Annotated in this window: 20 protein-coding genes; 2 read left to right on the forward strand and 18 right to left on the reverse strand. The window is 49.9% G+C overall.

Annotation, left to right across the window (positions count from 1 at the left end):
• Positions 1-28: 28 nt before the first annotated feature.
• The 9 genes from Q366_RS10450 to Q366_RS10490 all read right to left on the reverse strand — a co-directional run bounded on the left by Q366_RS10450 (position 29) and on the right by Q366_RS10490 (position 10711).
• On the reverse strand, positions 29-499 hold the full coding sequence (locus Q366_RS10450; protein ID WP_035238783.1) for a HyaD/HybD family hydrogenase maturation endopeptidase: 471 nt from the start codon (positions 497-499) through the stop codon (positions 29-31).
• A 190-nt stretch (positions 500-689) separates the two neighbouring features.
• A complete protein-coding gene (locus tag Q366_RS10455; protein WP_035238699.1) occupies positions 690-2327 on the reverse strand; it encodes a nickel-dependent hydrogenase large subunit in 1638 nt (545 codons plus the stop codon).
• Between the two features lie 71 nt (positions 2328-2398).
• The gene (locus Q366_RS10460) at positions 2399-3343 is read right to left on the reverse strand and encodes a hydrogenase small subunit (protein ID WP_035238700.1); all 945 of its coding nucleotides are present in this window, start codon (positions 3341-3343) and stop codon (positions 2399-2401) included.
• Between the two features lie 409 nt (positions 3344-3752).
• A complete protein-coding gene (locus tag Q366_RS10465) occupies positions 3753-5036 on the reverse strand; it encodes an Hsp70 family protein (RefSeq protein WP_035238701.1) in 1284 nt (427 codons plus the stop codon).
• An 8-nt stretch (positions 5037-5044) separates the two neighbouring features.
• The gene (locus tag Q366_RS10470; RefSeq protein ID WP_035238702.1) at positions 5045-5548 is read right to left on the reverse strand and encodes a hypothetical protein; all 504 of its coding nucleotides are present in this window, start codon (positions 5546-5548) and stop codon (positions 5045-5047) included.
• Positions 5545-7857, reverse strand: coding sequence for a penicillin-binding protein 1B (gene mrcB, locus Q366_RS10475; protein WP_035238703.1), 2313 nt, complete (start codon positions 7855-7857; stop codon positions 5545-5547). Before mrcB ends, Q366_RS10470 begins: the two co-directional genes overlap by 4 nt.
• Before the next feature lie 11 nt (positions 7858-7868).
• The gene (gene hemA, locus Q366_RS10480; RefSeq protein ID WP_035238704.1) at positions 7869-9164 is read right to left on the reverse strand and encodes a glutamyl-tRNA reductase; all 1296 of its coding nucleotides are present in this window, start codon (positions 9162-9164) and stop codon (positions 7869-7871) included.
• 24 nt (positions 9165-9188) lie between these two features.
• Entirely contained in the window at positions 9189-10016 is an 828-nt protein-coding gene (locus Q366_RS10485) for a cytochrome C assembly family protein (RefSeq protein ID WP_035238705.1), read from the reverse strand.
• 5 nt (positions 10017-10021) lie between these two features.
• Complete coding sequence (locus tag Q366_RS10490) at positions 10022-10711, reverse strand: precorrin-2 dehydrogenase/sirohydrochlorin ferrochelatase family protein (protein WP_245619929.1); 690 nt, start codon at positions 10709-10711, stop codon at positions 10022-10024.
• Positions 10712-10789: 78 nt separating this feature from the next.
• Between Q366_RS10490 and Q366_RS10495 the strand changes: the two genes are divergently transcribed.
• Positions 10790-11635, forward strand: coding sequence for an amidohydrolase family protein (locus tag Q366_RS10495; protein ID WP_035238784.1), 846 nt, complete (start codon positions 10790-10792; stop codon positions 11633-11635).
• On the opposite strand, the gene Q366_RS10500 is transcribed toward Q366_RS10495, so the two are convergent.
• From Q366_RS10500 to Q366_RS10530, 7 genes are all read right to left on the reverse strand, one after another.
• Positions 11630-13462 (reverse strand): sensor histidine kinase, encoded by a 1833-nt coding sequence (locus Q366_RS10500; protein ID WP_035238707.1) that lies wholly within the window; start codon positions 13460-13462, stop codon positions 11630-11632. The genes Q366_RS10495 and Q366_RS10500 overlap by 6 nt on opposite strands.
• A gap of 191 nt (positions 13463-13653) precedes the next feature.
• Positions 13654-14343 carry a response regulator gene (locus Q366_RS10505; RefSeq protein WP_035238708.1) on the reverse strand — a complete coding sequence of 230 codons (690 nt, stop codon included), beginning with the start codon at positions 14341-14343 and terminating at the stop codon, positions 13654-13656.
• 48 nt (positions 14344-14391) lie between these two features.
• Complete coding sequence (gene phoU, locus Q366_RS10510) at positions 14392-15039, reverse strand: phosphate signaling complex protein PhoU (protein WP_035238709.1); 648 nt, start codon at positions 15037-15039, stop codon at positions 14392-14394.
• Positions 15040-15152: 113 nt separating this feature from the next.
• Positions 15153-15593 (reverse strand): ATP-binding protein, encoded by a 441-nt coding sequence (locus Q366_RS10515; RefSeq protein ID WP_035238710.1) that lies wholly within the window; start codon positions 15591-15593, stop codon positions 15153-15155.
• Positions 15594-15595: 2 nt separating this feature from the next.
• Positions 15596-16711, reverse strand: coding sequence for a PP2C family protein-serine/threonine phosphatase (locus Q366_RS10520; RefSeq protein WP_035238711.1), 1116 nt, complete (start codon positions 16709-16711; stop codon positions 15596-15598).
• Between the two features lies 1 nt (position 16712).
• On the reverse strand, positions 16713-17033 hold the full coding sequence (locus tag Q366_RS10525; protein WP_035238712.1) for an Hpt domain-containing protein: 321 nt from the start codon (positions 17031-17033) through the stop codon (positions 16713-16715).
• 85 nt (positions 17034-17118) lie between these two features.
• The gene (locus Q366_RS10530; RefSeq protein ID WP_035238785.1) at positions 17119-18150 is read right to left on the reverse strand and encodes a P1 family peptidase; all 1032 of its coding nucleotides are present in this window, start codon (positions 18148-18150) and stop codon (positions 17119-17121) included.
• A gap of 467 nt (positions 18151-18617) precedes the next feature.
• Between Q366_RS10530 and thyA the strand changes: the two genes are divergently transcribed.
• Positions 18618-19484 (forward strand): thymidylate synthase, encoded by an 867-nt coding sequence (thyA, locus tag Q366_RS10535; protein WP_035238713.1) that lies wholly within the window; start codon positions 18618-18620, stop codon positions 19482-19484.
• A 153-nt stretch (positions 19485-19637) separates the two neighbouring features.
• Here the strand turns inward: thyA and Q366_RS10540 are convergent, their stop codons facing one another.
• Together Q366_RS10540 and Q366_RS10545 are read right to left on the reverse strand one after the other, a co-directional pair.
• Entirely contained in the window at positions 19638-19850 is a 213-nt protein-coding gene (locus Q366_RS10540; protein WP_035238714.1) for a ribbon-helix-helix protein, CopG family, read from the reverse strand.
• 319 nt (positions 19851-20169) lie between these two features.
• The gene (locus Q366_RS10545) at positions 20170-21135 is read right to left on the reverse strand and encodes an electron transfer flavoprotein subunit alpha/FixB family protein (RefSeq protein ID WP_035238715.1); all 966 of its coding nucleotides are present in this window, start codon (positions 21133-21135) and stop codon (positions 20170-20172) included.
• Between the last annotated feature and the right edge of the window lie 2 nt (positions 21136-21137).

Consider the following 21137-nt stretch of genomic DNA (forward strand, 5'->3'; position numbering starts at 1 on the left):
GTTCCGGTCCGATTCCGGCATTGGCCTTTTAGTTTATGGGCTTGGGCATAACCTTCAGGTTTCGTAACTCCTGGAGCACAAGCTGTACCATAGGTTCCACTTGGGCTGCAATAAGGGGGGTCAGCCCGGGGTTGAGGGTTTCAATGTTTTCAGGTTCAACCCCGAGGATTACCGTGTCAGGTATATTCCCCATGAGCCGACAAAGGGTGAGAGCTTCCAGGAGATCCACCTGGTGCATGGAATTTTTTCCAAGGATTCTGTTGGGGATTTCATCCCCTTCTATGCGGTGGAGATCCCCGGGATTGCTTTTGTTCAAGATGGTATCCACCACGATAAGTTTCCGGGCATGGGAGATGACGCCCAGAAGATTTATCCCCAGAACGCCTCCGTCCACAATGGTGACGTGGTCGGGAAAGACATAATTTTTTTCAAGCTGTTCCACCACTTTGATGCCAAAGCCGTCGTCGGAGTAGAGAATGTTTCCCACTCCCAAAACCATGATTTCCACTGTATTGAATTTCCTTGGGTTACAAAGGTCAAAGCCCTGGCCAGGACCCGGGCTTTGTGTGAATATCTGAAACTCTCAATGAAATCCCGTGGGAAAAAGAATGGGGGATTTCATTGGAGCGGTAATCGCTTATCCTGCCGTGCCAGGGAGGTTATCCGCCATGTGGCCGGCGTTTTTTTTGTTAAATCACCTGCACCTTATAGGTTTCATTGGTATGGGGATCAATCACATGCACGGCACAGGCAATGCAAGGGTCATAGGAGTGAACGGTCCTTAAAATTTCCAGGGGGTTTGCCGCATCTGCAATGGGGGTTCCGATGAGGGATCTCTCCACCGGACCTTTATTGCCCTTGGCATCGGCAGGCCCGAAATTCCATGTGGAGGGCACCACGTACTGGTAATTTTTGATCTTGCCCCCCTCAATTTCTATCCAGTGTCCAAGCGCTCCCCGGGGGACATCATTGAGTCCAAACCCCCGGGCCTTGTCCGTCATTTCCCAGGGCTGATAGGTTTTCTTATCACCCTTGTCAATATTTGATTTTAATGTATCAATCCAGCCGCCCATGGCGTTACCGATCAATTGGGTTTCAATTCCCCTGGCAGCAGTCCTTCCCAGGGTGGAAAACAGGGCCCCGGCTCCAATGTCAAGTTTCTTCAAAACCTGGTCCACTGCCTTTTTCACGGCCGGATCGCCCTTGCCATAGGCCACCAATACCCTTGCCAGGGGGCCCACCTCTGGCGCAAGTTCGTCATAGCGCGGGGCTTTAAGCCAGGAGTATTGGTTGTTTGTGTCATAGTTGGTTTCCCCCTGGATGGGTTTGGTGTCTCCGTTAAAGGGGTGTTTGGGAGTACCCTTTTCATACCAGGCCCGGGTTACATCTTCGGTAATCCTGTTGGGATCCATGGATTCCACGGCAAGACCCTTGCGGATGAATCCCCCTGGCATGAGCTTGTTTTCCTCTTTGGCGTCATTGGCAAAATCACCATAGGCCAGGAAGGCCTCGTTATTGCCGCCAATCGCTCCCCAGTCCTTGTAAAAGGAGGCAACGGCCAGGAGATCTGGAATATAGATCTTGTCTATGAACTCGCAGGTCTCCTTCCAGATGGCTTCGAATTCGCCAATGCGGGCCACATTCAGGTCGGCCACAGATGTGACCCCCCCCACCACCAGAAATTGGGGATGGGGATTTTTACCGCCAAAGATGGCGTGCATCCTTGCTGCCTTGGCCTGGAGGGACAGTGCTTCCAGATAGTGGGAGGCGGCCATGAGGTTGGCCTCAGGTGGAAGCACATAGGCGGAATGTCCCCAGTATCCATTATTAAAGATACCCAGTTGCCCACTTGCCACAAAGGTCTTCAGTCTCTCCTGTACCTCTCTGAAATATTCGCTTTTCTGGGGATAGCCGCTGACATTCTCGGAAAGCTTGGCGGTTTTAACCGGATCGGCGTCCAAGGCACTGACAATGTCCACCCAGTCAAGGGCGTGGAGAAAATAAAAGTGAACCAGGTGATCGTGCTGGAACTGGGCCCCGTGCATGAGGTTCCTGACCAGTCTGGCATTGTCGGGGATGACTATTTTACAGGCATCTTCAACGGCCTTTACCGATGACAGGGCATGAACGTAGGTACATACCCCGCAGGAACGCTGGACAAAGTGGTGGGCATCCCTGGGATCCCTGCCCTTGAGCATCATTTCAATGCCCCGGAACATCTGCCCGGAACACCAGGCATCCTTTACCTTTCCGTTTTCAACCTCCACCTCTATCCTTAAATGCCCTTCGATCCGGGTGATGGGATCGATTATAATTCGTTTACCCATAATAATATCCTCTATGTAAGAAAAATTTTTTCAGTCATTTACAACAAAAATTTTTATGCGATGTAAGATTCTCACTCTTCATAAAAGGGTGTCATGGAATCCCAGAACCCTGGCTCACTGCAGCCAATGCAGGGATGGCCCGCCTGGATGGGAAAACTGGTACCGTCATTAAATTTTGCTGTGGGACAATTATTATAGGTTTCAGGGCCTCGACAGCCCATTTTGTAGAGGCAATAGCCCATTTCAGCCTCTTTGGAGCCAAACTCTTCGACATATTCGTCATTCTCAAAATGCACCAGCCTGGGGCAATGATCATGGACCGTCTCTGCGTAGGCAAACAGGGGGCGGCCCTGGTCGTCCAATGGGATCTCTTCTTTGTTCAGGTGTTTTACAATGGTTGAAAGCAGGTTTAAGGGGTTGGGAGGACAGCCGGGGATATTAATAGTGGCTACCCCGATGGCATCTTGAACCCCCTTGTATCCACCGGGGTTGGGGGCGGCCGCCGGGATACCGCCGTAGGAGGAACAGGATCCAAGGCTGATGACAGCGGCAGCCCTTGGTACAATGGATTGGGCAATGTCAAGGAAGGTTCTGTTCGCCACCTTGCCATAGGCACCATTGTATTTGGTAGCAATGGCACCTTCAACAATGCAGACGAATTTTCCATCATATTTTTCAACGGCATCGTGCAGGGATTTTTCAGATTGATGCCCTGCTGCGGCCATGATGGTATCATGGTATTCCACGGAAATGGTTTCGAGGATGATGGCCCCCACATTGGGAGTCCTTAAAAAAGCTTCGGAACAGCCGGTGCATTCGGCAAAATGGAGCCACACCACGGGGGGACGGGCGGTTGTGCCTGCTTTTTCAATGGCTTTGACCACCTGTCCGGTACTGGATGCTGTCAATCCCATGGTGACGGCCAGAGCCGTGCAATACTTGAGGAAGTCCCTCCGGGAAACCCCCTTTTTCTCCAGACGCTCATAAAACAACTGGGTTTCATGTTTTTTTTCCATAGCACCTCCTTGATGCCGTTGACATTATAATTGGGATCTTGATCATCATTTCGGCCAATCGGTTATGCTCGCGGTTTGGCCGGTCTCCCGGGCAGATTTATACTAGGAGTAAAAAATCAAACATCCCCTCTCGCCTTGGTTTCGAAAAATCTCTCAGCCAGAGTGGTCCCGTCTCTTGGCTTGCTGGTGGTGTGATTCAGCAAACCCCAGATTTTATTGGATACTTTCGGATTTGAAATTGTGGTCACAAAATAATAATTTTGTCAACCAGTAAGAAACTCGGAGAACCAATGCAACGGCACATGATGACCGAAATGACAGAGACATCAAAAAATACAAAAGAACCACACCCCAATAATTTAAAACTGCATCTGAAGCAGCTATAAAATGCAGGAGTAAACGCTGGGGTTTATTTCATCAGGGCGGCTTCAAGGCCAAGCCCGTAGGCTACACTGGTGAACGCGTCGGATGTCTTGATCTTATCTGCACCCACCCGGGACTCAAATATGGCCCTGATCAGCGGAATATAGGAAGAACCGCCGGTCAGAAACACGGCATTGACCTGTTCAAATCCGATGCCGGCATTGGCAAGGGTATCCGTCACGCAGGCATCTATCTGTGCAACCAGGTCCTGGATCATATCTTCAAATGCGGTTCTTGTGACAAGTTCTTCAATGACGATACCATAATCCTTGAAAACCACGGTGGCGTCCCCATGGTCGGACAGACGACACTTGGCTGATTCAATGGACCGGAATAATAGATACCCATAGTTATCGCGGATCAACAGTTCCAAATTTTCCAGCAGACGCCTGTCCCTGAGCCCGGCACCGACCTTGAGTTCCTTTATATTCCCGAGGGTTTGGGGGCGCCGGAGCCAGGGGATGCGGTGCCATTGCATCAGATGGCTCAGAACCAAAGGAGACAGCCCCGTAAGATTATCACTGAACATGGATTTGACTGTAACATCCGTGCCATAGTGTTTTGCCACCTTGTGGCGCATGATCAGAGAATCGAAATTATCCCCGCCTATATAAAGCCCGCCAACGGAAAGGATGTCCCGTTCCCTGTCCCCGGTGTGCGTCGGATTTCCCACCTTGAGTACAGTGAAATCAGAACTGCCTGCACCAAAGTCGCCCACCAGCACAATCTGTTCCTGGTTGGGGGGCAGGCTGTTTTCATAGGCCCGGGCAGCGGCCACAGGCTCCATCTGCAGGGAAACCTCCTTAAACCCGGCAAGTTGGGCCGCTTTTACCAGCCGCTGGGTTGCGGTGCGTTCCCGTTCCACGTCCGTTGAAAAAACAACCGGCCGGCCAAGCACAACCTTATCCACATCCCGGCCAATAATCTTCTCTCCCCGCTCTTTCATGGTCTTAAGAAGATGTCCGATCAACGCTTCCAAGGTATAATTTTTACCGTAAACATTTGTTTTCTGGAAGGACAGGTCCGATAAAAAGGATTTTATCGACTGCATGTACCGGCCTTCAGCACCGTTGTCGATATACTGTTTGACCCCTTCATGGCCCACAAAGGAGAGGGTCTGTCCCTCTTCCTTTATAAAATAAAGAATGGATTTCAAAGAATTTGAAAGGGGATTACCCGGGTCGATATCCAGAAGTTTTACCTGGTTGTCAATACTTGCGGCCAGCGCAGAGTTGGAGGTGCCGAAATCAATACCAAATGCAGGGGACATACGCTTTCCTAATCAGCGCTGCCCTGGGCTTGGCCAAGAAGCGCAGCGTTTTTTTCCTTTACGTCCGGATATGCAGCAGCCAGGCTGTCGGATTTTTTGGCCAGGGAAACCGCCTGGGCGATATTTCCCTGGTCAAGCTGGGCCCTTGCCATCAGGTGCCAGATCAGCGGGTCCTGACCGTCAATATACAATGCCTGCTCCAGGGTGACAAAGGCGAGTTGCGGCTGTCTGCGGCCCAGCTGATTTTCGGCATTCTCGATCATCCGGGTCAATGCCTTGGGCCGGGGACGCTGAACAGGGCGCACAGCGGTCAGAAGCGGGTTCTGATCCTCCATTTTGCCCCCAACTGCCGGATCACCGGGCACAGTGCGTTGATCCGGTACAGACCCGCCGATCTCGGGCACGGATTCAGGGGGCCGGTGGGACTGGGGTATTGAGACAGGTCTTTTTTCCGCACAGGCGGATAAAACGATGAAGGTCATGGCAATGAGATAAAAACAATACGTTTTCATTTGAATACATCCTTAAGCCAGTCAATAAGGTATCGCGGCTTTTTTTTCTGTACCGGTTGTTTGTAGACCCTGGGGGCTGCCGGGGGTGGGGATTCTACTTCAGCAGCAGGATCGGGAACAGGATCAGAAATAACAGGGGCAGACCCGCGGATAAAAGGCATGGCAAGGGCACCGGGGGTATTGTTATTCGTACGAAGCCCGGTTTGGGGATTGATAACCGCCCACTCAATATTCTCCGGTGGTGTCAGGACCAGGGGCGTATTGGGGAGCTGTGCCATGATCCGGCCAAAGACCTGCATGGCCCCGGAAGCCCCGGTCAGCCCTGTGGACTGGTTGTCATCCCTGCCCACCCAGACCACGGCCAGGCGATTTCCGGAAAATCCGGCAAACCAGGTATCCCGCAGATCATTGGTGGTACCGGTCTTTCCGGCAATACCCAGATCCGGGGAAAGCCATCTGGATAAGGATCTTCCAGTACCTTCGCGGACCACAGCCTGGAGTGTTTTGTCCACCAGGAATACTGCCCCTGAATCCAGGTGCTGTTCTATGCGCAAAGGATAACGCTGGAGCGTTTCCCCGTCAGGGGTATAAACCGCTTTTATGACCCGGGCCGGGGTGTAGAATCCCCCCGAAGCCAGGGTATGGTAGACCTGGGCAACCTGGACAGGGGTCATCTCAAAACTGCCCAGAAGCATTGCCGGCACAAGCGAGGCTGTGGGTTTGAACCCTAACTGAGCCATGGTTGCAAAAACAGTTTCCAAACCAAGATCCAGGCCAAGTCTGACCGTAGCCGTATTGTAGGAGTGGACCAGGGCCTGGGACAAGGGCAGGTCCCCATGGAATTTCTTGTCAAAATTCATGGGCTTCCAAAGACGGCCCCCACTTTTCAATGAAACAGGCCCGTCATTGATCCGGGTCACCAGGGTATAATTTTCAGGCCGCTCCAGAGCCGAAAGGTATACTGCAGGCTTCACCAGGGAGCCAATGGGACGCTTTGCATCCAGGGCTCGGTTAAATCCTTGGGATTTAGGCTCCTTTCCCCCCACCAGGGCCTGGATTTCATTGGTGGCACTGGCCGTTACCACCACACCGGCCTCAAGCTTTGAATTTCTGCCGGCCATAAAATCCGCCACCCCCTTTTCCGCAGCCAACTGCACCAAAGGATCCAATGGGGTGAAAATACGCAGGCCCATGGTTTTCAAATCTTTTTCACGATATGCGTTGAGCAGCCTGCGTTTAACCAGGTCCAGGTAAAAGGGAAACCGCCATTGCCGGGGTACCGGAATAACGCCCAGGGGTTGACCAAGTGATTTTGTAAGCTGGGTGGATGAAATCAGTCCCTGATCCGCCATGAGGCCAAGCACAGTGTTTCGCCGGGCCATGGCTTGGTCCGGGTGAACCCTTGGGTTGTAGACGGACGGTCCTTTGAGCATGCCCACCAACAGTGCGGTCTCCTTAGGCGAGAGCAGCCCCGGCGACTTGCCGAAGTAAAACTGAGCCCCCAGGCCAAACCCGTGAATGGCCCTGGAACCGTCCTGGCCCAGGTACACTTCGTTAATATAGGCGTCAAGAATTTCCTCTTTGGTAAACTGACGCTCAATGGCGACCGCGACAAAGGCTTCGCTGATTTTCCGTTTAAGTGTTTTTTCAGGGGAAAGGAAAAAATTTTTGGCCAGTTGCTGGGTCAGGGTACTGGCGCCCTGGGTAAACCGGCCCTGGCGAATATTGACCACAATGGCCCGGAAAATGGATTTAAAATCAATACCGTGATGGGAATAAAAATTTTTATCCTCCACGGCAACAATGGTCTTTTTAAGTAATACCGGAATATCCTGGGTATCAAGAAGAATACGGTCTTCCATGGAAGATGGGTAGAACTGCCCGATCAGCACGGGGTCCAGCTGTTCCATGTCAGCGGTGCTTCCTATCGTTTTAAGCCGGGTAATACGGCCGCCGGATATGCTTACCTCTGTGCGGCGCACAGGAAGGCGCTGCCCGCCAAAATCAAAGGGCCGGCAATTGAGAATAAAACGGCCCTGGTATTGGGTGTAAGTGCCCGGCACAGTCAGCTGGGCCTGGGTTTCAACCCTTCTGTATCCCAGCAGATCCAGTTCCTGCCCAAGGGCTGCGGCGGACAGCGCCAACCCCGGATAAAGGGTCATGGGGCGCGCATATACCTTGGCCGGCACATCCCACAACCGGTCTTTGAACCGCTCGGCCACCTGATGGTTGATCAGGTATGCATAGCCCAGAATTGCGATACACGCACAGAACAATAAAAAAAGGACCAACCGTCTTAACCGCTTCATCCGGACCTCCTTTAATAATTGTGATCAGGGATATCCAGATTAAACAGCTGCCGGGCCACATTCAAATACAAAGAATCGTCCCGGTGATTACCGGTGTTACGCAGGAATAAAATAGGATCATGGATGGCACGGGATGCAATGGCCCTTGTCATCCTTCGAATGGCATTGGCATCCGCCGTTGACAGATGGGGCAGTCCGGCCAGGGTTTTCTCACATTCCAGATTCACAATGTCAGTCATTTTGCCGTTGATGGCCTTGATGGTGGGCACCACGGAAAGGTCATCCAGCCACCGGCGGAACGCCAGCAGGGCTTCTTCAACAAAGCGTTGTGCTTTTATGGTCTCCTGTTCCCGCTGGCTGATATTTGTTTCAACAATATTTTTCAAATCATCAATATCATAAACATAGGCATTGGATAGTTTATTGATCCGGGGATCAATGTCCCTGGGCACGGCAATATCAATGAAAAACAGGGTTTTGTTCTGTCTTTTTTTCATGATGCCCTTGACCTGGTCACGGGTTAACACATAATCCGTGGCCCCGGTGGAACTGATAATGATATCCACATCAGCCAGAGCAGATTCCCGCTCCTCATACTGAACTGCCTGGCCGTTGAACTTGCGGGCCAGCTCCAGGGCGTTTTTAAATGTGCGGTTGGTCACCACAATCTTTTTCACCTGGTGGGCCATGAGGTGTTCAACAGCCAATTCCGCCATCTCGCCGGCCCCGATGAGCATGACGCTTTTGGTGGCAAGATCGGCAAAAATTTTATGGGCAAGTTCAATGGCGGCATAGGAAATGGAGACGGCATTATCACCAATGCCGGTCTGTTTTCTCACCCGTTTTGCCACAGAAAAAGCTTTATGCATCAGGCGGTTGAGCAGGACCCCTGTGGTACCGGCACTTACGGCGGTCTTATAGGCCTTTTTCACCTGTCCCAGAATCTGGGGTTCCCCCACCACCATGGAATCAAGACTTGCAGCCACGCAGAACAGATGACGGACAGCATCATCACCCTTGTGGATGTACAGGGCAGACTTGAATTCAGAGACAGGTAATGCTTTAAGTTCAGAAATAAACCGCATAACAGCATCAATTCCGTCTTTGTCTTCCAAAGCCCCGCTTTCCGGCATATATATAAATTCCAGACGGTTGCAGGTGGAGAAAACCAGGCCTTCCCTGATACCCGGATACTGTTTTAAAAATTGCAGGGCCGTTTCAATCTGTTCCTGGGAAAATGATAATTTTTCCCTTAGTTCCACAGGCGCGGTCTTATGGCTGGCACCAATCAGAATTATCTTTGGCATAATGGGTTAATCTGTGTCCTGTTCTTATTGGGTAAACCCCTGGTGATGCCCGCCAAGGAAAAAATTCACCCCCAGGAAGGTAAAAATTAGTATGATAAAGCCAATCACAGACATGACAGCGGAATTGCGCCCCCGCCACCCCGAATAAAGCCTCAGATGCAGCAATGCCGCATACACCAGCCAGGCCCCCAGGGAAAACACCTCTTTTACATCCCATCGCCAGAAGCTGCCCCACACGGATCTGGCATAAATAAAGCCTGTGACAAGCCCAAAGGTAAGCAAAGCAAACCCTGTGGTAATACAGGTATAGGACACGGCATCCAGAAAATCCAGCGACGGCAGCCGTTTGAAAAAGAAACCCGGACTTTTGCCCTTGATGCCCTGCTCCTGAAGCAGATAAAGGATACCGGCACCGCAGGCCAGGGCCAGCATGGACTCCCCGGTAAAGATAAGTATAATATGCCCGAAAAAGAAAATACCCTTATATATCTTGTCCGGGGCTTGGGTGACCTCGGGAAAAAGAATGGCCGCAAGCATGAGGACACTGATCATGGCCGTGGCATACACACCCAGAATTTTTAAATGGAACCGGTACTGCGTATAAATGAACATGGCCGCAAGGGACAGGCCGGCCATGGACAGGCTCTGCCCAAGGGTATAGATGGGCAACCCGCCAAGGGCCGCACTTTGCAGAACAATGGCAAACAGATGAACCACGGCCCCGATACCCACAGCGCCCAAGGCGGTCTGCTGGATCCGATTTTTCTGGTGAAACAGATAACAAAAGTACCCGGCCGTACTGATCAGGTAAAAAAAGGTTGCGCACTGCAAAAGGATAAAAGGAATATTCATAAACTTCACAACTCCCGGGTATCGAATTCCATCATAAGCCTTTCCATGCTGAAGCCGTCACCCAGAACCCTGGCAAGCACGGCATCAATCTGCCGGGTTTGTCCTGCGGCAATCTTTTCAGGCAGATTGGCATCAAGCAGGGCACAAAATATTTTGCGGTGCCCCTTGGGATCATGTTCCCGTTCCAGCAAAATGGCTCTGATGCGGCCTAAAAGGGCTGCAAGCATACCGTATTCAGGACCGAAACATGTTTCAATCTCCATGCGCAGACGCCTTGAAAGGGCCGGGCTTGCCCCGCAGGTGGATACGGCAAACAAAAGATCGCCCCTGTCCACCACAGCCGGCAGGATAAAATCCCCTTTGTCCCGGCCGTCGGCAATGTTGCACAATACATTTTTCTTTTGGGCTGCCTGCCGTATCCTGGCATTTAACTGCATATTATCTGTGGCGGCAAAAGCCAGGCTCATGCCATCCAGATCCGAATCCTGAAACTCTTTTTTTTTTAACGTGATGGCATCAAGCGGCGTATTTGACAATTCATCTGAAAAGCCAAGGCTGACCACGATGACCCGGGCACCTGCCCGGGCAAGGCCAAAGGCCTTTCTTGTTCCCACGGCCCCGCCGCCGGCCACAAGGCAGCGTCTGTCTTTTACATCTAAAAAAATCGGATAGTAATCCATTACCTCATCTCTCATTCGCCCTTGTCCGGGCAGGGGATTTAATATATATTGCCTGTCAGCTTTTTTCAATCTTTATCATTTAAGGGCAATGCCGTGATTATAGATTCCCATACCCATCTTTTTTTCCAGGGAGTTGCAGATGACAGGACCCCGTTCTTTGACAACGAACCTGAATTCAAACTGCTATATAATTCCCCAAAGTCAAAGATTGCAACAATGTCTCAACTAATTGACACCATGGATGGCCATGGGGTGGATATCTCCATTGTTTCAGGATTTCCATGGCGCAATCCCGAATACGCCAAAAAAAATAATGATGCGGTGATTGAGGCGGTCGTCACCCACCCGAAACGCTTGCGGGGACTGGCCTGTTTTGATCTGGCCTGGGAAGGTGCGGCAAAGGAGGCTGAACGCTGTATCGACGCCGGACTTTCCGGTGTGGGGGAACTGGCCTTTTACCTGTCCGGCATTGATGCCAGGGCCATCCGGCTCCTGGAACCTGTGATGGATCTACTCAAAGCCAAGGGTAATTTACCCTGTATGATCCATACCAATGAGCCTTTGGGCCATCCCTATCCGGGAAAAACCCCGGTAACCCTTGAGCAGATTGATCATCTGGCCCGGGCTTTTTCAGGCAATAAAATCATTCTTGCCCACTGGGGCGGCGGCATCTTCTTTTATCACATCATGAAAAAACAGATGAAAGAACGGCTTAAAAACATCTGGTATGATACAGCCGCCTCTGTTTTTCTTTATGACCCGGAAATCTACGATATGGCACTCAAGGCAGGGGTCCTGGAAAAAGTTCTGTTTGGCACGGATTATCCCCTGCTTACCCCTGACAGGTATTACAGGGACATTGACCAGTCACGGCTGACTTTGGAGCAGAAACGGATGGTCTTCGCAGAAAATGCCCAAGCCCTGTACCCGGATTTATAATACGGTAGCCCCGGGAATGGTGATGGTGAAACAGGTCCCCTTTCCGCGCCGGCTTTCCACCTCAATGCGCCCGTTATGGTACTGGACAATATGTTTGACAATGGCCAGTCCCAGCCCTGTGCCGCCCTGGTCCCGGCTTCTGCCCTTATCCACCCGGTAAAACCGGTTAAATACTTTTGGCAGATGTGCCGCATCAATGCCCGGGCCCGTATCTTTGACCTGAATTTCTATATCACGGTCCTTGAGTTCTGCATGAATGGTAACACATGTCCCGTCATCGCTGTACTTGACGGCATTGTCCACCAGATTAAACACAGCCTGCTCCATGAGCATGGGGTCCACCATGCCGGCAAGGGTATCCGGGCAATGCACTTCCATGGTTATTCCCCGATCTTGTGCCCTGTCCGCGCAGAACCCCACTGCCTTTTGGATCAGGCTGGCCAGAGGATGGGCCTCAAGCTGGATATCGGTCCCTTTAAGGCGCTCCAGTCTTGCCAGGGCCAGAAGATCATTAATCAGGCGGATCATCCGGTTGACATTTTTTTCAATGATGCCCAGAAACCGGCTGTACTGGGCTGCGGTATCCTGATCTGCTGTATTCTGGGCTGACGGCGCACCGGGGCTGTCCGCCACCATCTGCAAAAGGGTCTCAATGAACCCTTTGATCGTGGTCAAAGGGGTTTTTAATTCGTGGGAAACATTTGCCGCAAAATCCTTGTGCATGGTTTCAAGCAACCGGATCCGGGTGATGTCATGGAAAATGATCAGGGTGCCCATGCGCTTGTCATTGGCGTCATACAGGGCTGTGGAGTGAATATTGAGTACCATGCGCTCATCTCTGTCAATCACAATATCATCTTCCACAGGTTCACTGGTGGCAAGGGCTTTTCTAATGAATACCTGCAGATCATAATTTCTGGCCACCTCAAGCACATGCTTTGTTTTCAGCGTTTCCGGCGAGAAATCAAATATTTTGGCAGCAGCCTTATTGATGGTGATGATCTGCTCCTGGCCGTTAATGGCGATTACGCCTTCCTGCATACTGGTGTGAACCGCTTCAAGCTCCCGGCTGCGGTTCCTGACATCCATGATCTTTTTATTAAGTTCTGCGGCCATCAGATTCATGGACTGGGCCAGTTGGGACAGCTCTTCGGTATCCGGAGAAGGCAGGCGGTTGGTCAAATTGCCCTTGGAAAACTCCTGGGCGCCTTTGCGCATCTGCTCCACTGGATTGGTAATACGCCTTGAAACATACAGGCTTGCCAGGGCCGCGGCCATGGTGGTCAAAACCAGAACCAGGGAAATTGAATTCCGCATAGCCTCAACCTTGGCGTCGATATCCGAGATGGAGACCGCCGTACGGATCACAGCGGGATCAGACCGGCTGTCAATAATGGGAAGGGCAATATACATCATGTTCTTATCAAGGGTGGGGCTGTAGCGTACGGCCAGACTTTTTTCACCGGAAAGTGCCGTCAAAATTTCAGGACGTTCCTTGTGATTTTCCATGGTCTCCACCCTGGCAAAGGAGTCGCCTATCACCTCCCCTGAATGTTGAATCACCGTAATCCGGGTCTGAATTTTTTCTCCCAGGTTTTTGCACAGGGCATCAATCTGCTGTGGCGACAACCCATCCACATACAAGGCCCGGGCAAACCGGTCCTGCATCAAAGATGCCCTGACCATAAGTTCACGCTGGGTGGTTTCAAGAAAAAAGCTTTTGAAATAGCTGGTGGAATACCACGCTTCCACGGTCAGAGACAAAAGAATAATAACAAGAAATGATGGAAAGATCCGCCAGATTAATTTTGTTTTTTTACGATGCATGGAGATGTGTTGCCCCAAGAATGTTGTTTAGTGTTTGAACAAAAAGTACCCATCTGCGGCGTTGCAGGAAAACTTGCCAAAGCATAAAATCGGGCCTCACAACCCTTAAGATTGACTTCGGCTTCAAATTTTCCAGGGCCTTGCATCTGGGCAATTTTTCATCCACACACGGACAGGCAATGGGTGCGGCCCTATTCCTTAAAACGGTATCCCACGCCCCGGACAGTTTCAATACAGGGTGAATAGGCACCCAGTTTTTTACGTAATCCTACGATAATAACATCAATGCTGCGCTCGGTCACGGCATAATTTTCACCGTGAATGGCATCCACGATCTGTCCCCGGGTAAACACCCAGCCCTTTTTCTCTGCCAGAAAGGAGAGAAGTTCAAATTCGGACAAGGTCAGCTCAATGATTTTACCTTCAATGGTGACCCTGTGTTTGGCCCGGTCAATGACCATATCCCCTTCCTGGCGAACACAAATCGGCCCTTCAGCAGCGTTTTTCTGGCGGCGACGCAGGATGGCACGAATTCGTGCAGTAAGCTCCCTTGGACTGAATGGCTTTGATATGTAATCATTGGCCCCCAGTTCCAGGCCGGTGACAATGTCTGATTCCTCGCCCTTTGCCGTGAGCATCACAATGGGAATATCCGTGGTGGCATCGTTGTTTTTCAGATACCTGGTGACCTCAAGCCCGTCAATTCCCGGCAGCATAAGGTCCAGCACCATGAGATCCGGGCAGGAGTGTTTGGCAATTTTAATGGCCGCCTCCCCGCTCATGGCTTGAAGTATATTATAGCCCTCGCCCTTGAGATTAAATTTTATCAGTTCAAGAATGTCTTCTTCATCATCAACAATCAATATGGTCTCTTTGGACATTTTTTATTTCCGTGTTATTTAATGATTAAAATCAGGTATGATTAAAATTCAGGAATGGCGGATAATTTCGCCTTCTATCAGATAAATGACTTCCTCTGCAATATTTTTAGTGTGATCGCCCACCCGTTCAATATGCCTTGAAATAAGATACATATTGATAATTTCCTCAACCTTTTCCGGATTCTTTCGTATGGCATCCTTCATGACATTGTAGGCGTCATTGCGCATGATATTGACCTCCTCGTCCATCTCCCGGACTTTATATGCGAGATCTCTATTTAGGCTAACAAGGGCGTCCAGGCTGAGTTTAAGCATTTTTACCGCCTGTTCAGCCATGGCGGTGTAGTCATACTGAAAGGAATTTGAACTCCGGCCGCTTGTCTTGAACCGATGGGCAATGTTCACTGCATAGTCGGCAATCCGTTCAAGATCATTGTTGATTTTGATCACGGCAGTAATCAGTCTCAGGTCTGTTGCCACAGGATGGTACAAGGCAAGGGTTTTCAGGCATTCCTCTTCGACCTCAACCTCCTGGGCATCCACCAGATAATCGGTTTCAATGATCTGGATGGCCTGGGCAAGATCGTTTGTCTTGACAGCATATATGGTTTTTTTGAACCGGTCTTCCACCAAGGCACCAAGGGATAGAATCTCCTTTTTGATCTTATGCATGGCCCGGGTAAGCTGGTTGGTCATAAATGTCCTTCACATTTTGATAAAATTAAGGATACAAGGATAAGTAATGTTAGTTTTTTACCCCGAAATCATTAGAAATTGGTTAGAATTGTATTAACGAGGGATTAATTTTATTATAAAACATATTTCTCAAGATAGAGGATATTGCCCTTTTCATTATAACTGAACCGGTCAAAATAGGTTTGCATGATACTCATCCCCCTGCCGTGGTCAGCCTCATCAGGTGCCACCTGATCCTTGACCTGCATCCATTCAAAACCCGGCCCCTGGTCGGAAATCTTCATACGGATCCACTGATCCCGGCTTATGTCAAGTTCCATGGAAACCAGTTTGCCCAAATCATATTTATTTCCATGGCGCACGGCATTTGCCATGGCTTCTCGCAGGCCTAAATTCACGGCAAACAAGTGGGGGAAAAACTTTGGCCCCCTGGATTTAAGAAAAAGAAGCACTGCTGCACAAGCCGTATCAATATGTCCCATGGTGGAAGAAAACCGTATGAAGACACGGTCTTTCTCCTCTTTAATTTCAAAAACATCCAGAATACCAGGCATCGTCACACCTCTATGCATAAAAGAACAATATCATCCTCGGGCATGGGATCGCCGTTAAAAAGGCGGGAAATAAGTATGTTCGGTACATCGGCAAGGTCAATTTTATCCACCCCCTCAAACATGGATAAAAGTCCTTGCAGCCCTGTCACCCATGATATTTTCTTTTCTTTGGATTCCACCATGCCATCCGAATAGACAAAAAATCGGTCCCCTTGATTTACTGCAATTCTTTTCATGCCAAAGGAAGCATCGGAAAACATGCCCAGAATGTCGCCCTGAATTTTAATGAAAAAAGGTTTTTTCCCTTTGGGCATGTAAACCACAGGGGGATGGCCTGCATTCACCAGGGTCATGATTCTGGTGCCGCGATTCAGGTGCAGGTAGCACGCGGTGAGATATTTTTCCCTGGGCAGAATTTCCACGAGCACGTCATTGATCATTTTCATGCTCTCCCTGGGCGAATACACCGGGGTGCAGTTTTGGGCCAGAAGCGCCTTGACAGATGCGGTGGTGTACGAGGTTTCAATATCATGCCCCGAGGAATCCGCCAGAAAATACCCGGTGATCTGATTTGAAATATTTAAAATATCATAAAGATCCCCGCCAGCCTCTTCCAGGGGGCGGTAGAAAACACTGAATCCGGCATCGGGAAAGTCTTCGGGTTTAGGCAACATGGCGTTCTGGGCCCGGCTTACCTGGCGAAGCTTTCTGGCCTGATCCTGCACCAGGGAGTTGGTGGCAATGGAAAGTTTGAGGTGAATACGTACCCGGGCCAGGACCTCCTGGGAGTGAAAGGGCTTGAGGATATAATCCACGGCCCCAAGTTCAAACCCCTTCAGCTTGACATCCACTTCGGACATCCCCGTTAAAAAAAGCACGGGGATGGTCACAGTGGCTGCATCATTTTTAAGCTTCTTAATAACCTCAAACCCGTCTTCACCGGGCATTTCAATGTCCAGCAGGATAAGGTCCGGATGTTCCTGGGCAGCGATACGCCTGGCATCAGGTCCATTGTCCGCCAAAAGGGTAATATACCCCTCCTTGGTCAGCACTTTTTTAATGAGTTTAAGATTCAACTGGTTGTCGTCAACCACAAGTATAGAATATGCGTCAGCCATATCACTGGCCTGCCAGACTGCCTTCAAGCTCTTCCAAAAGGGCCTGCATTTCCAAAAGCAGCTCACCCAGGCCGTCAAGCCGGCCTGCCCGGGCCCGGTTTTCCATAACTGCAGCCGGTTCGGAAAGTCTTTCGAATCCCAGATTTCCGGCAGCCCCCTTGATGGAATGTGCCACAAAGGCAATGGATTCCAAATCATTATCCCGGATGCCCCGGCGGATCTTCTCCAGATCAGATGCCAGGGTCTTGGCCAGAAGCCGTCCCAGTTCTCCGGCCTCATGTGTATCAACGCCTATGAACGACTCAATATTATGAAAATCCATGAAATTACCTATAATGAAATAGTGATATAGGAAATGATATTTTAACATTCAAAAATATAAAAGATATAAACACGCTTGTAAATTCTTATTTCCTGCGATTTGAACAGGCGTCAGGATAGGTATCACAATAATTTTTCATGCAGCCGTCAACTGATTCTGCAGCCAGCATGCCATGGACAATTGCCCTGGAAAGTGTATCTGCGGCGGTACTGCCGATTTTATTGATACTCACCGGAACATTTTTCAAATTTTGTAATTTATCAAGGCTGATTTTTTTCGTGGAAACAGCAAAAATAGTATCTCCGTCAAACATGGTATGAGAAGGCCGGATGGCTCTTGCCATTCCGTCATGGGCCATCTGAGCTATTTTTTGGGCTTGGGCCTTGGTCAAAGAGACATTGGTCGCAACAACGGCAATCGTTGTATTCCCGATTGGTGCGTCGTCTCCTTTGTCCATCAGTTGGCGCGATTTTACCAGGGCATCTAAATTCGGCGGTTTCAATTCTCCGAATTCATTATCACGCTCCAGAAACCCTGCGTAAAATTCTCCGGTTTCAGGGTTGACCGTTGACCCCACAGCATTAACCGCCACGATGGCACCAACAATCACACCGTCACCCAGATCCGTGCTGGCAGTTCCAATGCCACCTTTAAGGCCACCCGACTGGGCACCAGTGCCTGCACCGACATTCCCTTGGGCAATAAGGCCATCTTTTGCGTTCAGACAGGCATTGTATCCAAAACCGGCATCCGGCCACACTTTAAAATCAGTCCCGCATCTGCCCAGATCAAATAAAACAGCAGCCGGGACAATCGGAACCACGTTGCCTCCCCCTACAGGATATCCGATTTTCTGGGCCTGCAGGTATTTCATAACCCCATCCGCGGAAGCCAGACCATATGCGCTGCCACCGCTTAGAACAATGGCATTGACCTCGTCAACCAGATTCGTGGGATTGAGCAGGTCGGTTTCCCTTGTCCCCGGCGCAGCGCCGCGAATATCAACACCTGCCACCGCGCCTTCTTTAACCAGAATAACCGTTGTACCGGTTAGCGCATCCATATCTGTATAATGGCCGATTTGAATCCCAGGAACGTCTGTTATTGCATTATTCAAAGTTAACGGTTGATCTGCCCGAGATACAACTGACAAACAAATAATAAGTATAACAGCACCCATACAAGCTGAAAATTTCATAAATATTTTCCTTTTTTATTATGTATTATTAACTCAGTTAAGTGCCATTTCGATAACTTGTTAAAAGATCAGTCCATTTCCATCCTTAAAATAGAAGGCTTATTGCTAACGCGGAAAGAATAACCGCCAGCTGTCGGGCTGTCAATTCATAAAAACTTGATCATCAAGCATGATGCGTTGATAAGGGGAACCTCTTCATTTTGCAGGACCATTCAGCCCCAGGTCAGAGCGTTTACAGTCCGTTTTTTGAATACCGGGAAGTCCTGCCGGCCCATGGCATTTTGAATGGATATCAGCGCTTTGACAATTTGTCCAGACACCTGTTATATAGCAGCCGTTGCCTAAATTTTTCTTCACCATTTTCATAAAAAAAAACGGACGCGCATATGCAAGCCTATTCAAATATTGTCAGAAAAGTCCTTAACCAGGGACAGGTCAAGGAAAACCGCACCGGGGTAAACACCATTGCCATTGCCGGGGCCATGTTTGAACATGACATGGCCCGGGGATTTCCATTGCTGACCACTAAATATGTGCCCTTTGCCCTTGTGGCCGGCGAACTGGAATTTTTCATCAAAGGCATCACGGATAAAAACTGGCTGCGGAGCAGAAACAACCACATCTGGGATGAATGGTGCTCACCGGCCAAGGTCGCCTACGGGCATGATGATAAGACCAGAAAAAAGATGATGGACGAACGGGAACTTGGCCCCATTTACGGGTTCCAGTGGCGGCATTTTGGTGGCGGATATCAGGCGTGGGACAAGGCACCGGTTCCCTCCGGAGTGGATCAGCTTAAAAACCTGGTGGCCACCCTGAAAACCAATCCCGATGACCGGCGGATGATCGTATCTTCCTGGAACCCCATGGATCTGCACCAAATGGCCCTGCCGCCCTGCCACTACGGATTTCAGGTCACCGTGATCAACGGGCGGCTTAATTTGCTGTGGAACCAGAGATCCGTGGATACAGCCCTGGGCCTTCCCTTCAACATTGCAAGCTACGGACTTCTTCTAACGCTTCTGGCTCTGGAATCGGGTTTTAAACCGGGCATGCTTGTGGGATTTCTGGGGGACACACATATTTATGAAAACCATGTGCAGGGACTGACGCAACAGCTTGAAAGAAAGCCATTTGCCCTGCCTGGCACCGAAACCACCACGTTTACCTCTATTTTTGACTGGCAGTACAAGGACACGGTTTTAACCGGCTACCAGCACCACCCGGCCATCCGGTTTGAGATTGCTGTTTAACAGCGATCCCGCATTTTATTGTGTGAACACGGTCACAGCGCCATCATCCATTTCAGATACTTTTCAAGCTCATTGATTCCCAGGCCGTCTTCAAGTTTCTCTTCATAGATTGTGGGAGCCGGTTTTTTATCCGTCATGGTGACTCCTCTACACTTATCTGAAAATCAGCTGGCGAAATTTTTTGCTCTGATCCTCAATAAGAATCTTATTACCCTCTTTTAGTTCATCGCTGAGCAGCTTTTCGGTCATGATAGCCTTACGGATTACTTCAGTCATGGTTATACCATCTCTTGCTGCAAGCTGTTTCAGGGTTTCAACAATGTTTTCAGGCAGATTGACTGATACACGGAGATCTTTATTTTTCATTTTAGTACTCCTTTTATATTGGTTCTGTGTGTATCATATGTCAATAATATCAACATGGAACGCGAATTGTCAATCCATAAGTAAATTATAATTAAGTCGATTATAATGAGCGTGGGATCACTGCAGAGTGTCCAGAAGGGTATTCACATAGCCAACGGTGGTCGCCTTGTTGTGGATATCGACTGTCTTTAAAAATAGGGAAAAGAAAATACAGGCTTAAGATAGTCCCTAAACCTGAAAAGCCCTGCAGATTTTAAAGTCCGCAGGGCTTAAATAGGCGCCGCAGGTGCTTTGCCTCTAGTTTCTTGTCTCTAGTTTCTTAGAGTGCTTCAATGGCTTCCTGGAGTGCAGGCATGAACTCCAGGATATCTTCCACGATACCGACATCGGCAACCTGGAAAATTGGTGCTTTGGGATTCTTGTTCACGGCAACGATAAAGGGATTTCCCTTGATGCCGCCCATGTGCTGGAAGGAACCGGAAATACCCATGGCCATGTAGACTTTGGGTTTAACGGTCTGCCCGGAGGTGCCGACCTGACGGGATTTTTCAAGCCATTTGGCGTCAACAATGGGACGAGAGCAGGAAACCACAGCCCCCATGGCGTCAGCCAGTTCCTGGGCAATTTCAATATTGTCTTCATCTTCAATACCACGGCCAATGGAAACCAGAACATCGGATTTGGTGATATCCACTTCGCCAACTTCGGCTTCAACCACTTCCAGGAAGGTTCTTTTAGCGGAAAGATCGCCGGCATCACCGGATTTGTCAACCACGGCACCGGAAGCACTGCCATCAACCGGCGCAAATGTGCCCGGACGGATAGTGAGAACAGCGCCTGCAGAAGCATCACAGGTCACATGGGTGGAAACAGCGCCGCCCAGTTCCTGGCGGACAATCTTCAGGGTGGAACCGTCCATCCCCTCGAAATCAACAACATCAGCAGCATAGGCTGACTCCAATTTAATGGACAGGCCAGGGGCCAGGTCCATGCCAAAGGTATCATGGGCCACCAGAACAATGGCGCCGGCCGGAATGATATTGGTCAGGGCTTTTCTCACGACCTCAGCATTGGGATAAGCCATGGCGGCATTGTCAATTTTAATGACTTCAGAGTAAACTTTGGTCAGTTCGCCGGCGACCTTATCAAGGTCAGCACCGGAACCTGTGACAACAGCGGTGACAGATGCACCGGCATCAATCTTTTTTGCAGCGCCCGGGAATTCCAGGGCCACATCTTCGGCCACCCCGTTTTTAAATGGAACATATGCAAAAATCTGTGTCATGA

The sequence above is a fragment of the Desulfobacter vibrioformis DSM 8776 genome, from assembly GCF_000745975.1.
In the GTDB taxonomy this organism is placed as follows: Bacteria; Desulfobacterota; Desulfobacteria; order Desulfobacterales; family Desulfobacteraceae; genus Desulfobacter; species Desulfobacter vibrioformis.